The 16058-nt window shown below is 64.2% G+C and carries 5 protein-coding genes; all 5 read left to right on the top strand.

The window, feature by feature from the left end; genetic code table 11:
• Positions 1-13 precede the first annotated feature (13 nt).
• The 5 genes from OKA05_RS06165 (at position 14) to OKA05_RS06185 (ending at position 16050) form a co-directional block, all read left to right on the top strand.
• Positions 14-802, top strand: a complete 789-nt coding sequence (locus tag OKA05_RS06165; RefSeq protein ID WP_264486239.1) for a hypothetical protein — start codon at positions 14-16, stop codon at positions 800-802.
• A 184-nt stretch (positions 803-986) separates the two neighbouring features.
• The gene (locus OKA05_RS06170; RefSeq protein ID WP_264486240.1) at positions 987-2030 is read left to right on the top strand and encodes a hypothetical protein; all 1044 of its coding nucleotides are present in this window, start codon (positions 987-989) and stop codon (positions 2028-2030) included.
• A gap of 22 nt (positions 2031-2052) precedes the next feature.
• Positions 2053-4626, top strand: coding sequence for a hypothetical protein (locus OKA05_RS06175; RefSeq protein ID WP_264486241.1), 2574 nt, complete (start codon positions 2053-2055; stop codon positions 4624-4626).
• 35 nt (positions 4627-4661) lie between these two features.
• Complete coding sequence (locus OKA05_RS06180; RefSeq protein ID WP_264486242.1) at positions 4662-13403, top strand: hypothetical protein; 8742 nt, start codon at positions 4662-4664, stop codon at positions 13401-13403.
• A 43-nt stretch (positions 13404-13446) separates the two neighbouring features.
• The gene (locus tag OKA05_RS06185) at positions 13447-16050 is read left to right on the top strand and encodes a Calx-beta domain-containing protein (RefSeq protein ID WP_264486243.1); all 2604 of its coding nucleotides are present in this window, start codon (positions 13447-13449) and stop codon (positions 16048-16050) included.
• Positions 16051-16058: the final 8 nt, after the last annotated feature.

Genomic DNA, 16058 nt, shown 5'->3' on the forward strand with positions numbered 1-16058 from the left:
GAAAGATTTGGTGGTGAGCGAGATTGGGACGGAGCGACCGGAGTTACTCGCAAGGTTCGCCAAGGACCATGGCGGCATGGGTCTGATGGGGGAGATGGCAGGGCATCTCGATCCGCGTCGTGCATTTGAGGTCTTTGGAAGCGAGCCGGGAATCCCTCCGGCCCATTTCATCAGCATCGCAGCACGGGGTGCGGCGGTGGATCCGGAGTTCATCGGCCGCCTTGAGGAACTGCCGGATGGGCCGGCAAAGGATGCCTTTCGCGCCGGCGTCATGGAAACCCAGTTGGAAGCCGGGCGTTGGACGGAAGCCGTAGAGAACCTGAAGAGCTTGGAGGCACTGGGTCCGCCGATGGCGAAGGAGTTCGGCGAGGCACTCTCTGCCGAGGTGGCGTGGATAGAGCGGGGTGAGCTGATTCTGGCAGTTCCCGAGCCTTTCCGCGACGAGGCCTTTGAAGGGGCCATGTCCGCGTCCGATGAAGAGATGGAGGCGGGCTCCACCGACGCTTCGCAGATTCAAGGCTTTCTTGAGTCGATGGCGGCGGCCGGCCTCAGGGCATGGGTATCAGAATCCATCGAACTCTCCCCGGCCGATGCTTCGGCTTGGGGAACTTGGGCCTTGGAATTGCCGGAAGGCGGAGAATGGGAAGCGCTGCGCGCCTCGAGCTTGGCACTCTGGCTAGCGAACGATGAGTCGGCAGCGACCACGCTTCGCGATCTTCCACCTGGTGCCGTTCGGGAGACAGCCATGAGAGTGTTGGAGCGCGAGCTCGCCAAGGAAGGGGAAGATTCGTCCGCCGAGTGATGCTTTTCCGGGACACTTGCACGCTTTCGCAAAATGCCCGCGGGGAATTTAAGACGGGGAGGGGGAAAATCAGCCATATGATTAAGATTCCTTGAATATTTGACTGAAGTGGATAGCTAAGCGCGTCTCAGCTTCGGCGGCACCCATCTCCACACGCCGATTCTGCTCCCACCCTTCCTCCTCCATGATCCGAGCCGCGCTCCGGGCGTACGCCCGTCCCTTCGTCCTGTCGTCGATTTTCGCCGCGGGGAGCGTTTCCCTTCATGCCCAGGATGAGTTCCCCGGCCACCAGCGGACACAGGAAATTACTCTGCACAAGGGTTGGAACGCGGTCTACCTCGAGGTCGATCCAGCCGATGATGCGCCCACCTCGGTGTTCGCCGGGGTGCCCGTCGACAAGGTGGCGACGCTTTTCAAAAACCCGGGCAACCAGCAATTTGTCACCGATCCCGCCGTCAATCTGACCAAGGCACAGGGTTGGGGCGTGTGGTACGCGCCAGAGCTGCCGGAAGCTTTCCTGAAGTCGCTCGATGCGATCGATGGCAACCGCGCCTACCTCGTCCACGCGAAAGCGGATTGCCAGTGGCGGCCGAAGGGCCGGGTGACCGGTGATGCGGTGGCTTGGCAGCCCGATGCCTTCAATTTCACCGGCTTCCCAATCGCGGCGGTCGGTGGCCCGACGTTCGCCCAATTTTTCGCGGGCTCGAAGGCTCACAAGAACCAAGCGATCTATCGCCTGGTCAATGGCCGCTGGAAGCAGGTGCTCCAGCCTACCGCCGAGTCGATGCGCTCGGGTGAGGCCTTCTGGATCTACTGCAAGGGCCCTTCGGACTACCAAGGCCCGCTGCGCGCCGAGGTGACCGGTGGCGTGCTCGCGCTGGGCAAGGGACCGGCCGATCTCACCCTTCGCAATGAAGCTCCGCATCCGCTGACGCCAACGATCCATCACATCGCGGGCGATGCCTCACCGCTGCCGCTTTCGATCCTGATCAAGACTTACGGCGACCCGGAAGCCCCGGTGAAGTCGGTGCCCGCGAACCTGCCCGCCGCCGCGTGGCAGCAGCCCCTGCCGGCGCTCGAGATCGCCGGCGCGATCGCCATTCCTTTCGAGTGCCGCAGCGGCGAACTGCTCCGTCCGCTGCAGGGCTCGCTTTTGAAAATCACCACCGATCTCGGGACGGAGACCTGGGTGCCGGTGTCGGGCCGCCGCGACGATCTTGGCGACTGATTCTTCCCTCTCCTCCTTCGACATGAAGTCCTCCTTTTCTCTCTCCTCGTTGCTGGCGTGTGCCCTTTGGACCGCCGCGACGGCGAATTCATCCGCCGAATCCAGCCCCTACCGCGGCCTCTGGGTCGGCGAGGTGGCGCTCGGCAAGGTCAACGAGGTGACCGTGCCGCTCGATGCCCAAAACATCCCGCGCGCACCCGACCCGAACACGCCCACGCCGACCTTCGACGCCGCGAATTTCCGCGTGATCGTCCATGTCGATGCGATGGGCCGCGCCAGCCTGCTCAAGCAGGTGGCCATCCTCGCCCGCAAGTCCGACCTCCAGAAGACCGAGAGCGACATGGCGCTGGTGACCGATGAGCGGCTCTACGGTTCCTTTCCTGCGCAAGCGGCCAGCCGCATCTCCAGCGTGGTCTTCGACTTCGGCGATGCGAAGGCAACCGCCGCGGTGAATCAGGTCATCGAGCGTGCCGCGGCCGCCGCGACCACCGCTGCCACCCAATCCGGCGCCACCAAGGCCACTGTCAAAACCGCGGCCCAGAATGCCGCCACGCCGGTCATCACTCAGGCTGATGCCGCCGAGGCGTTTTCGAATTTCCTGCAAGCCAATCTCGACGCGATCAAGGTCCGCGCGATCGCCAATGGCACTTCCACATCCGCCGCCCGCAACGCGGCGAATGCCCTCAAAAACGGCTCCTTCTATCAGGACACCCGCGGCATCGAGATGATCGATGCGATCGAAGCCTCGCTTGCCGCCTTGCCGCCGTCGGCGACCCAGCAGCAGCGCGAGCAAGCAGCGCTCAATACCGCCGCCGCTTTCGCCGAGACGGATCAGGGCTACGACCGCTTCCTCGCCGGCGAGTTGCTGGGCGACGCGATCGAAGCCGCTGCCGGGAAAGTCGCGAGCACCGCGGAAGGCATCGCCTTCAAGCCGATCAGTACTTTCCAAAGCGCCGACTCCGGTGCCGCCGTGGCTGCCGTTTCCACGGCGCACGGCCTTGTCAGTACCGACGAGATCGCCATTCAAGGTGCCGCGATCTCGGCTTACAACGGCCTGCACAAAATCATCCGCCTCGACAACGACACCATCCGCATTGCCACGCCCTTCGTGGCCGGTGGTGCGATCGGTGGCTTCGCTCCTTCTAACAGCATCGCGCCGCTCCGCGTGAGTTCGCCGGCTCACGGCCTGAGCGATGGCGAGCGCATCACGGTGCGCGGCTCGCTGGCCGGCTACAATGGCAGCCACCTCGTCACGGTGGTCGATGCGAATACCTTCACCATTCCCGTCGCCTTCGACTCCGATCCACTCAGCCGCGGCGTGTGGTCGTCCGAGTCCGGCGATATCCTGAACTTCGAAGGCACCGGTGGCGGCAGCTCGGGCGTGAAGATCACCAGCCCGAACCACGGCCTCGACAATGGCCAGGTCATCGAGATCCAAGGCGCGGGCCAGGCCTCCTACAACGGCCTCAAGACGATCACGCGCATCGACACGAACTCATTCTCGATCCCTGTCGCCTTCGGCGGAAATCCCGCGATCAAGGGAAGCTGGGACATCCCCGAGGAAATCACCGCCTTCGCGCCGCCAGCCGCGGTGCCGACGCGGATCTCCTTCACCAACCACCGCCTCACCAGCGGTGACCGCATCGTGGTCTCCGGCTCCGGCAAGGCGGATTACAATGGCGAGCAGGTCGTCACCGTCGTCGATGCGAACTCCTTCTCAATCCCGATCCCTTGGGATGCCTCGACCGGCGATCCCGGCGTGAAGGGCACCTGGGCTCCTGCGTCCGGGGGCCAATGGCGCAAGACCGCCGCGATCCGCGCCGCTCTCGATCAGGTTGCGAAGGTTTCCGAGGCCCGCACCAAGGCGCTCAATGTGAAGCTCACGTCGTACTCCGACACCCGCGCGCCGGATGCACTGGAGCTGGTGCTCTCGTCCATCGTCGCCGAGGCCGCGTTGTCCGACTCGCCGCTGTCCTCTGAGATCGCCACGCTGGCGGAGAAGGCCGGCCGCGAAGCGCTGTCCGACTCGGTCGTCCGCTACCCTCGCGCCGCTGCGATTCCGTCCACGGACTACACCGACTTCGTCCGCTCCTCGACCTTCGCGGGCAGCGTCGCCACCGCCGCTGAAGCTGCCGCCACCGCGGCGCTTAAGGAGAAAGCCGACCTGCTCGCCACTCCGGCATCGATCAAGGACAAGGCCCGCGAAGCGGCGATCAATGCGCTCGCGCCGGTGCTTGCCGCTGCCTCGCGCTCGCTGCTCACCGAGCTGCCGATGTCCGGCAATTTCGGTGCCGCACTCGCCACCGAGGTCGTGCTGCCGGCGAATCACCCGACCAATCCTTTCCGCCACCGTCGCCATCCGGATCACACCACCGGCTTCGACATCCGCCGCCTGGTGAACCTCACCTTCCAGCCCGTCGATGGCCAGTTGCTGTCGCGCACCGGCTACGGCGTGGACCGAATTTCCGGAACCTACGCCGAGGAGATCTTCGGCCTGCACAAGCCGCTCGGCCCGTCGAAGAACACCGGCCTCAAGGTCGCCGGCACCTTCCAGCTTCATCGCGTCAGCCTGATCGACACCCTCAACGGTCGCTGAGCTCTTCCCCACCCGCTTTCGTTTTCACCCTTCCCATGATCCCGCTTTCGAATTTCCGCACGCTGTTTGCCGGCCTGTTGCTAGGTCTTGCCACCGCGTCCTCCGCGCGGGCGGACGTTTCCGATCTCCTCTTCACCGTCAAGATCGAGGGCGACACGAACGTCCCGACGATCCTGGTGACGAACAACTCGCCGAATCTGGAGATCACCCGCTTCGACTTCACCGTCGGCAATACCGCGAAGAACTTCGACGGCTACGAGCAGGCCATCACCGCACCACCCGGCGGCACCGCGGTCCGCGTCCAGCCGCTGCCCGGCCTGCGCAGCGATGTCGTCTCGTTCAATCTCACGAACTTCGGCCCCGGTGAGACCTTCACCTTCAAGGTCGATATTGACACCGACGGCTCGGATGACGTCCAGAACTTCAACAACGTCTTCTTCAACAACGGCAGCGCGGCAAACTCCGTCGCCACCGTCTACGCCGGTGCGGCCAATGCCTCGCGCACGCTGAATGACAACCCGGCATCGCTGACCTTCCGCGGCCCCAGCCGCTTCCTCCGGGTCATCAGTACTGAGGAAGAAGGCGGCGGTCCGGCCGTGCGCGGCGTCATCGTGAAGCGCGATGGTTTCGTCATCGCCGACGACGAGACCGAGTACAACAACATTCAGGTGGCCCATGGCGACCGCATCCAGATCATCGCCGAGCCTGAGGTTTATAAGAACATTCACGCCCAGTACATCAGCGACCCGGAGACGGTGAAGAACCAGGCCGAGGAGCGCTTTGTGGCGATCGGCATGTCGGTGAACAACATCGCGCAGACCGCGGACCCGACCAACTACGACTTCGAGATCACCCGCGATACCGACGTGCAGGTGAAGTGGCAGCACTACTATGCGTTGACCGTCCGCCACGACTTCAGCAAGACGCAGAGCCAGGAGATCATCGCCGGCACACCATGGGCCGGGCCGCTCGCCTCGGATGCCTCCGGTAATCCGAGCCCGCCAGCGAGCCGCCAGTGGGTGCTCAAGGGCGGCCAGCCGGTCGTGCAGATCGACGGCTACGTGCTCGACAATTTCAGCCACCCCGGCCTCGACATCCGCCACGTGGTGAAGGGCTACCGCGCCTACGGTCCGCCTAACAGCTTGGTCAGCAGCACGCAGAACAACGCCCGCTTTGCCCCGAACCTCGTGGACATCCGCGACTCGAGCGGCGGCACCGTCACCAACTATGCCGCCGGCGGTGGCGGCACGGTGGTGACGAATTCGCAGAATCATTCGGTCAAGGTTGGCGACTTCATCGAGATCACCGGCAGTGGCGATGCTGCCTACAATGGCACCTTCCCGGTCACGGCGGTCACGGCGACGACCTTCACGCTCAATGTTCCCTACAGCACGGTGCCGGTCGCCAAGGGCCTGTGGCGGAATGTCACCTACCTGAAGTTCTTCGGCTTCGCGACCGTGGAGCCGCGCCAGCAGGTGAAGCCGAACTTCCTGATGTATGGCCCCGCCGGCATCACCTACGTCTGGCAGATCCAGTACGGCGTGCGCCTGAACGCGGATGACCCAACCCGCGTCGGGCTGACCAAGGTCTATGAAGTCACCCCGGGTGGTGATGTCGATCGCACGATCCAGGACGGCGTTTCGTGGTTCGATCCCGGCACCCGCGTGAAGGTCGTATCCGCCGCGCAGGAGCCGGTGGCCAATGGCCTGGCGCTCACCGGCTGGGTGAATGGTGACGGCTACTACTTCGCCGCCATGGGTGAGATCGATCCCGCCAATGGCATCCCGACCACCGGCAGCCCTGCGATGGTGAATGGCAGTCCGGTGGCCACCTGGACCACCAGCGGCCCCAATGCCACCCGCGGCTACGAAATCGCGAATCTCCAGCGCCCGGTGCGCACGCTGTGGCGCTACGGTGCCGGTGCCATCGTGGTGAATGTCACCATCGGCAAGCACTGCTTCGAGGACTACCCGCAGTACGCCGCGATGTTCACACGGGCACCGAACCCGATCATCAACGCGGTGCCGGATCCGATCGCGATCGCTCCCGGCGGTGCCACGCCCGGCGCGGAGCTGATGGCGGAGTGGGACCCGGTCAGCGCCCGGCTTTACCCGACCATTCCCGGACGCTTCACCGTGCCGTGGAGGCCGGGAACGACCTCTAACAACGCGGTCGAGGTCCGTGTGATCGCCACGCTGCCGTTTGACCCGCAGCGCCAGATCCGCGGCCACTACCCGCACATCCAGGGTGCGCCGGCGGTCGCGCTCGATCCGGACTCCACCGACAGCTACAGCTTCAAGTCGATCAAGTACTCGACCGCCGGTGCAGCGGTGGATTCCAACAAGAAGTTCACCACCGAGCGACCCGGCATTTCGGTGCTGCTGTTCTCGCAGATCCAGAGCGGTGGCCGTGGCCAGCCGCGTGAGTTCCTCCAAGTCCGCGTGGTGGATACCCGCCCGTGGGATACCAACCTGCCGGCCATTCCAACGCAGGTCACCGTGGGCTCCAAGATCCTCGATCCATCCGTGGACCTCGCCAACCTCGGCACCGGCTACGTCTTGGACCTGACCGGCCGCGCCCGCTACAATCCCTTCATCTATAACGGTGCCAAGATGGACGGCATCGCCGCCAAGGACGTCTATGACATGGAGCTGCTGCGCGCCGACACCTCCTCGCTCAAGGTATTGAACAAGTCGGCGCTGCCCGGCCCGGTCATCGCGGTCAACGAACACCCCGGCGTCGCCGATCGCGAGCTGCCGATCATCGTCTGGTACGACGATCCTCGTAGAAACGACACGCTTCTGTGGCCATACGTTTCCCGCATCTACAAGCCGGTCTGGCCGGCGGCGAACACGCTGCCGCAGATCGTCATCGCCAGCCAGCTCGGCAGCGATGGCAAGAGTGCCACCAATCTGGACCAGATGGTCGCTCCGGCGATCGGCACCACCACGCCTGTGGCGACGACTTACGATCCGTCGCGGATCCAGGCAGTGCAGATTTACAATCAGCCGGACTTCAATGCACCGGGCTACAACCCGAACGAAGAGCACGCCTTGGTCGCGCCGTCGCTGCGCTTCCTCGATGTCTCGCCGCGTCCGCCGGCGATCTACGCGCTGCGTGCGGGTGACCTGAACTATTCGAACAACACGATCACCAGCGGCGTCGCGCGCTACACCTCGCACCCTTACGTGCTCGCCCAGTTCTTCGACGTGGCGGCGGACGAGGTGAAGATGAAGGCCTACGCGATCAAGAAGGAGAGCGCGAATGGCGAGAATCCGGCCTACCGCTTCGCGAACAACTTCACCGCCAGCACCACCAACCTGAAGACCCAGCCCTTCGTCTCGATGAAGGCGGGTGAGCCGGTGATCCCATTCTATCCGCTCGGTGTCGCAATCGGCGCAAGCCCCGCACCGGAGACCTTCGGCAACAACTTCTTCACCCAGGAAGCCTACTGGGAAGATTGGCGCGGCTCGTACTGGTCGATCTCCGGTGGCGACAAGGCGTGGTTCAACGTTTCCTTCTACTACCCGCTGGCCCCTGATTTCTGGTGGCCGCCGACGGTGCAGGTGCCGCCGGTCAAGGTGAACAAGAACGGCGCGACCTACACCGCCGCCTACGATAGCTCTCGTAATCCGAAGGTGCCGGGCGTCGGCGATTCAGTGGCCTTCCTGCCGTCTTCGGTGAAGACCAGCGCTGTCGCGAGCAATCTCCAGCAGCACCTTCCCAACAAGGTCATCTACAAGTCCGAGTGGCCGGACAATCCGGCCACGCTCAAGGCGGGTGAAACGCTGACCTTCTCCGGCGGCGAATTCCGCGCCGACAAGCCGACACAAGTGCTCGTGAAGGACGGTGTCTCGACCACCGTGCAGACGCCGGGCTTGCCGCAGTTGACTGCCTTCGCCTCGGCCGAAGTGGTGTTCGACTCGCTCAATCCGGACGCGCTGCCTGACCAGTTGAAGTCGCGTTGGACCGCCCGCGTGGTGCAAGCGCTCGACAAGCGCACCGCCGCGCTTTCCGTCGGCAACTTCCCGTCGGAACTCCAGCCCGCCAGCGGTCGCACGACGGTGAAACAGGGCAAGTATGTCTTCAATGAACTGCCAGCCTCGCTGCAGAAGCGCCTGCGCTACGACCCGCTCTCGACGCGCCCGGTGACAGTGGACGGCGTGACCAGCCAAGTGCCCGGCATCCTGGAATTCTCCGGCCTGCTCAATGACAAGGCCATCGGCGACGCAACGCTGACCGCCTCGCCGCCGGCCGTCTATTCGCTGGAGCCGAACATCCTCACCGCCGTGGAGCGCGATGCGATCCTCGCGCTGGTGGACGTCGGTTCATCTGCCCGCACCGCATGGGTGAATGCCGTCACGGATCTCTACAACACGACCCGCAATCCCGAGGGCGTTCCCAGTGCCGGCGGCGATTACCTGACGGGCCTGATGAAGACCCCGCAGTACGGTCCCGATGGCAAGATCCTCAAGGACCAGCTCGGCAACGTGCTCTACGCCAGCCCGGTCACCCCGTCGCCGATGCGCGCTTACGGCCCCGGTCTCGCGCTCGTGCCGAATGGCGATTTCCTCAACCCGCTCGGCACCTTGGCCGATGGCTCGCAGTATCCGGATGAAAGCTGGGTCACCGTGGTCGAGAACAACGACCCGACCCTCGGTGGTTCGCCGATCACGCCGCACATCGTCAAGGTGGACCGCAAGCAGCGCTACCGCGGTTCCATCCAGACCGTTCTTTCCGACAATGTCTTCGACGAGAACATCAACCTGCGCTCCACCGGTGACTTCGGTGCGAATGCCGACGACCTCGTCTTCGAGTGGTGGTATCGCCCGGACGATGGCAGCCTGAACGTGCCACCGCCCGACCTGATCCCGTCCGGCCAGACGAACCCGTGGAAGCTCTTCCCCGACCCGACCGGCCAAGCCGGCAAGGCGCGCTATCAGATCACCCTGAAGGGCAATCCGAACGCCCCCGAAGCGCTGCTCGCCGATACCTTCTGGTTCGCCCGCTACCGCCACAAGAACGACACGGCCAGCGGCACCAACTGGAAGCTCACCCAGCCGAACGGTCGCCAGGGCGTGAACTTCACCTGGGCCGGCGCTGGAAACTCGCAGCCTTTCGTGGATGCCGAACTCGATGGCTTCCCGGACTTCCGCGCGCAACTCGCCCAAGGCTGGATCAAGCGCGTGCTCGACGCGGTGAACCCGTATGAAGCCCGCATCCGCGATTTCGAAGGCGACGCCCCGTCCACGCTGGCCTCGATGGTTGCGCAGTTCGGCGCACGCTATGAAGGACCGGTCGCACTCAATCCCGCGAAGAACGTCATCGAGAATGTCGGCCTCATCGAACTCTATCAGACCGTCCTCAACCGCGGCCGGAACCTGAGCATCGATCTCTCGACGCCCGTTTCGACGCCGGCGATCTCCAACGCGTTGCAGCTTGCCGCCACCCGCGTCTCCGACTTCTACACGCTGCTCGGCAACGAGGCGTATGTGGATGCGCAGGACCCGACCATCGGCCACGGCAGCGACAGCGCCGACTACGGCAGCCTCGCGACCTCGGTCTTCACCTTCCAGAACCAGATGTCCTCGCCGATCGAGGAAGAGCTGGGACTGCTTCGCGGCGTAGACGACTTCTTCGCGCGGCCGGTTTACAACCGCCTGTTCTGGAACTTCACCAAGGGCGAAGGCGAAGCGGCTTATGCGACGAGCTACAATGTCAGCGACGTCAATGCCGACGGCTTCATCGACGAAGACGACGCAATGCTGATGTTCCCGCAAGGTCACGGCGACTCGTGGGGCCACTACCTGACCGCGACGCGCTCGACCTACGAGTTGCTCCGCCATCCTGCCTTCAACTGGGTCTCTCGCGCGGAGTCCTACAACCTGCAGGACATTGTGATCAGCGTGGACTTCTTCGATGAGCGGAAGTTCGCCGCCACCGCCGCCGCGAAGGCGAAGGCCGCCGCGGAGATCGTGAACCTCACCTACCGCGACCGCTACGTCGCCGATCCGAAGGCGCAGTGGCAGGGCTACACCGATAGCAATGCCGACCGTGCCTGGGGCGTGGACGAATGGTCGCGCCGCTCCGGCCAAGCCGCCTATTTCGACTGGGTCACCGCGAACGCGCTGCTGCCATCGCAGCACCCGAACACGAACTTGGAAGGCGTCCGCAAGGTGGACCGCCAATCCAATGCCGACATCCCCGTCATCTCCGCGAACCTCAATGCGATCCAACGCACGATGGATCAGGCGGACCATGGCTACAACCCGCTCGGGCTGGCCAATGGCGCGCAGGTCTTCGACCTGGATCCGGCGATTCTCGAGGGCGCAGGTGCCTCGCACTTCGACCAGATCGAAGAGCGCGCCGCCGGCATGGTCGAGAACGCCACCACGGTCTGGGACAATGCCAACACCGCCAGCAACATGCTGCGCCAGATCGGTAACAGCGAGGCGGACTTCCGCAACTCGACCTTCCAGGAAGACCTCGCCTACCGCAACCAGCTCATCTCGATCTTCGGCAAGCCGTATGAAGGCACTGTCGGACCCGGCAAGCTCTACCCGGCTGGCTACAGTGGCCCCGACCTCGCGCTCTACATGTATGTGCCGGTGCGCCAGATCAATAAGGACACTGTGCCCGGCCCGGCCGCGAGCTTCGCGACCTTCAATGACAGCGGCGCGCTCAATGGCGGCGATCTTTACAATGCCTTCCTCGCTTCCAAGCCGGACGGCAGCGGCAGCAGCGTGCTGAACAAGGAGACCGCGCTGAAGGATGTGAGCGTTGGATTGCGAAACATCTTCGCGCCGACCTTCGCGAGCGCGACGAACGAGCTGAGCTACGCGGCCGATACGACCAGCGGTGCCTTCGCGGTGAACTACATGGACCTGACGAATCCGAAGGTCGACCTCACCAACTTCAACAACCTGATGCCGGTGACCGCCGCGGGCTACACCTTCCAGGCTCCGCCGAATTGGGGCAGCCGTGCCTCGACCGGCCAGCTTCAGGACCTGATCAACCAGATGATCCAACAGGAGGCCGCCATCGCCGAGGCGATCGCCGCTTATGACGGTGTCACCGGTGAAGCGGTCAGCGTGCTGCGCATGATCAACTCGCGCCTCACCACCAGCGGCCGCAACCAGGGTCGCAACGAGATCTTCACCCGTGTGAAGTACTCGGTGAACAACACGATCAAGGTCATCGAAACCGCCAAGCAGGTCATCGACGCCGCCGAGCAGCTCACGTGGGAACTAAAGGAAGCGATCGTCGAAGGCGTGCCCGTCAACCTGCCGACCGGCGGTCTGGCGATCTCGCCGGGTGACGCGCTTTCGCTCGCCCGCTCCGGCATCGAGTTCACCGCCACCGGCACCCGCGCCGGTCTGTTCACGGCGGATAGCGCGCTGACCATCGGGAAGCTCATCGCTGAGATCTCGCTCGATATCGCCGAGAACGAACTCGCGCTCACCCAAGCCGACGAAGAGCGGACGCAGGAGATCCGCGAGTGGCTGAAGGAAGCCGAGGACGCGATCGGTGACGAAGGCATCATGCGCGTCGCGATCTTCAAGGAGATCCAGGCGCTGCGCGCGCTGTCGGACCAGTATCGCAGCCTGCTCGATGAAGGTGGCCGCCTGATTGATGAGCGCGCTGCCTTCAACAAGCGCGTCGCCGCCCAGACCCAGCGCAACCGCTACCAGGACATGACCTTCCGGGTGGCCCGCAATCACGCGCTGCAGACCTACCGCAGCTCCTTCGATCTTGCCTCGCGCTACGCTTACCTCGCGGCATCGGCCTACGACTACGAGACGAATTACTCGCTCACCGATCCGGCTTCGCCCGTCGATGCCTATGGTGACATCATCAAGGCCCGCAGCATTGGCGCCCTGTCGCAGGTGCTCACCCAGCTCAAGGCGAACCATGACTCGCAGCGTAGCTTGCTCGGTCTGAACAACATCCAGCGCGAGACCGGCGACATCTCGATGCGCCGCGAGTTCAAGCGCATCCTCGAGGGTGGCGAAACGCAGCCGGGCAGCCCGGTGAATGACTTCCCGGCACCCGGCGAGGATTCCGAGACGGTGTGGAAGCAAGAGCTTCAGAAGTCCCGTGTGGCCGACTTGTGGCAGGTGCCGGAGTTCCGCCAGCATTGCCGTCCGTTTGCCTCCGCGGTCGATGCCGCGGGCAAGCCGGTCCCGCAGCCGGGTATCGTGCTCCGCTTCTCGTCCGACATCAGCACCGGCAAAAACTTCTTCGGCAAGCCGCTCAGCGGTGGCGACCACGCCTACAGCACCAGCAACTACGCGACCAAGATTGGCAGCGTGGGTGTGGTCTTCGACGGCTATCGCACGGACAACGTCCTCAACGATCTGGCCGCCGCGCCGCGGGTCTATTTCATCCCGGCCGGCATGGACATCATGCGCGTCTCACGAACCGATGATCCGAACGAGCGCCGCTCGTGGCACGTCGTCGAGCAAGCGATTCCGGTGCCCTTCCCCGCGACCAGCTCGCAGATTAGCAAAAGCGGCTACATCCCGCTGCTGGATGGCGTGAATGGCCGACTTGGCGACACCCGCCGGTTCTCCGACTTCCGCGCTTATCCGGACAGCAATGAATCGCCGACGAGCGACATGCGTCTGCTCGGCCGCTCGATCTGGAACACCCAGTGGCTGCTCATCATCCCGGGCGCGACGCTCAATGCGGACCCGAACACCGGCCTCGATCGCTTCGTCGATCAGGTCTCCGACATCAAGCTGATCTTCGACACCTACGGCCAGAGCGGCGGCTGAGGCGGAAACATCGAACGCACCTAACACCCACCCCGATTTTTCCATGACTCCCAGGAACCGCTTCTCCCGACCGGCGCGAGCCGCCGCGATGCTGCTGCTCGGCACCTCCGCCGCGCACGCCTTCATCAGCGAGCCGGAGACCCTCGTTTACGGACGCATCCTCAACCGCGCCAATCCGAACCTCGAGCATCTCGTCACCGCAGGCACGCTGCATTGGACCATTCAGAAGCCGGATGGCTCCTCCGTGGTGCTGACCGGTGAGGTCGATGCGCTCGATGGCGGTTCGTTCTCCTACCTCGTGCGGATCCCGCACCAGGCGATGATGCTCGGCCAGCAGGCTTCGCCGCTGGTGCTGCCGCTCGGCACCACCACGACCACGGCATCGCACTCGTCGATTGCCTTCAATGGCGCACCGGCGAAGATGTTGGTGCCAGCGACCTCCGTCTTCGATCTCGACCAGTTGCTGCGCGCCTCGGCGATGCGTGTGGATCTGGAGATCAATGCCACCTTGCCCGATGAAGACGGCGACGGCATGCCGGACTGGTGGGAAGACGAGCATGGCCTCGACAAGCAGAATGCCGGCGATGCGCTGGTCGACGCGAATGGCAACGGCCTGAACAATCTGGGTGAATACCGCGCCGGCAGCGACCCGGCTCACAACAGCACGCACCCGCTGTTGCTGACCCACGAGGTGGTCGCCTATTCCGAGGCGGAGTCGCTTGTTTTGTTAGAATCGGCGGACAGCGATAGCACGCCGGCCCAGCTCACCTACACGCTTCACGCGGCGCCGACTGGCGGAAAGCTGGTGCTGCGCAATGCCGCCCACCTCCCGGCGCAAACTTCCGTCGAACTCATCTCCGGTGCGACCTTCACCCAGGCCGATGTCTCGGCGGGTCGCCTGGTCTTCGAACATGCCACCGGCGAAACCCCGGGCTCCTTCGAAGTCGGCGTGCGCGACCAGACCGCCGGTAACCCGGAAGCGCGAGGTCCCGTGCAGGTGATGCTCTTCGACCCCGCGGACAATCTGGTTGCGGCCACGGCCGAGGAAAGCGTGCGCCTGGAAGCTCGCCGCCTCGCCATCGATCACGGTCATCTCGTCGCCGACCTCGGTGCCACGGCGGGCAAGCACAAGCTGTCTGCTCCGACCGCCGGTCTCTCGGCCACGGCCTATGCCACGCACGCCGGGAACTACGGTGAGGAAACCCCGCACGTCTTCCTTGGCGGTCCCGCGGATGATACCTTCGCGGGCGGTGCCGCAGCGGACTACTTCCACGGTGGTGCCGGCGCGAACACCTTCACGGGCGGTCCCGGCGCGGACTCATTTATCTTTACCGGCACCTCGGCCTCGGTGGAAACGATCACCGACTTCGCGCCATCGCAAGGCGATGTGATCGACCTGGCCGGCGTGCTCGATGGTCTTTCGACGAAGCTCACCGACTACGTCCGCATCCGCCGCAGCGGTGCCGATGCCTTGATGGAGATCTCGGCAGCCGGATTGAACTCCGGCTTCACCGATCGCGTGATCCGCCTGCAGAACTCGACCTTGCAGCCGGCCGACGTCTTGAACCTCCACTACGCTGGCAACATCGAATCCGGTGCGATCACCCTGCCGCCGCGCGTGACCCTCACCGCGACAACGCCGCAGGCGAGCGAGAATGGCCCGGTGGCCGGTCAGTTCACGATCACCCGCGAGGGCGATTTCGATCTGCCATTGACCGTGAATCTTTCGATCAGCGGCAATGCCACCAATGGCATGGACTACCAGAGTGTCGCCTCGTCGATCACCATTCCGGCAGGTCAGGCAGGTGCCGTGATTTCCATCCTGCCTTATGCGGATTCGACACCCGAGTTCAATGAGACCGTCTATTTCGAGATCGCGGGTTCATCCGGCTACCTGCTGGGCAGCGCGATGTCCGCCCAGATCGTGATCGAGGATCTCAAGCCGCAGATCTCGCTTGAGGTGATCGAGGGAATTGCGGGGGTTGCCGGTGACGCGCGGGGCGCGGTGCTCATCCGCCGCAGTGGTGTGCTTTCGTCGGAGGTCTTCGTGAATTTCACCCTCGCGGGCACGGCAAAGAGCGGCACCGACTACAATACGGTCACGCCTTACGTGACGTTTAACGCGGGCCAAGCGACGAAGGTCATCGAGTTCGTGCCGAAGCCGACCGTCAACTTCGCGGGTGCCGATGCGAAGACGATCCGCATGACGGTGAAGCCGGATTCCGCCTATGCGAGCTTGGTGCCGGCTGCCGAGCTGGTGCTGGTTCCGCAGCGCCTCAGCTACGACGAGTGGCTGGCCGCACGCGGGGTGCCTGCTTCGGATGAAGCGCTGCTGCACTATGGCTTCAGCCAGACCACGCAGCCCGGCGACAACTCGATGTTCACCCGCATGCCGAAGGCGACGGTCGAGAACGGCTACCTCACGCTGCGCTTCCGCAAGAAGCCGGGGGTCAGCGACATGGGCTATCAGGTGCAATATTCCACCAACTTCACCCAATGGCAGACCGGTCCGGATGCCATCGAGGACATCACCTCGCAGGTCGCTCCGAACGATCCCGGTGCCGCGGTCTTCCGCTCCAAGCAGCCGATGTCCGCCGAGAAGGTCGCGGCCATGCGTGTGGAACTGCTGCTCGAAACCAACGACTGATCCCTGTC

The organism is Luteolibacter arcticus (assembly GCF_025950235.1).
In the GTDB taxonomy this organism is placed as follows: Bacteria; Verrucomicrobiota; Verrucomicrobiia; order Verrucomicrobiales; family Akkermansiaceae; genus Haloferula; species Haloferula arctica.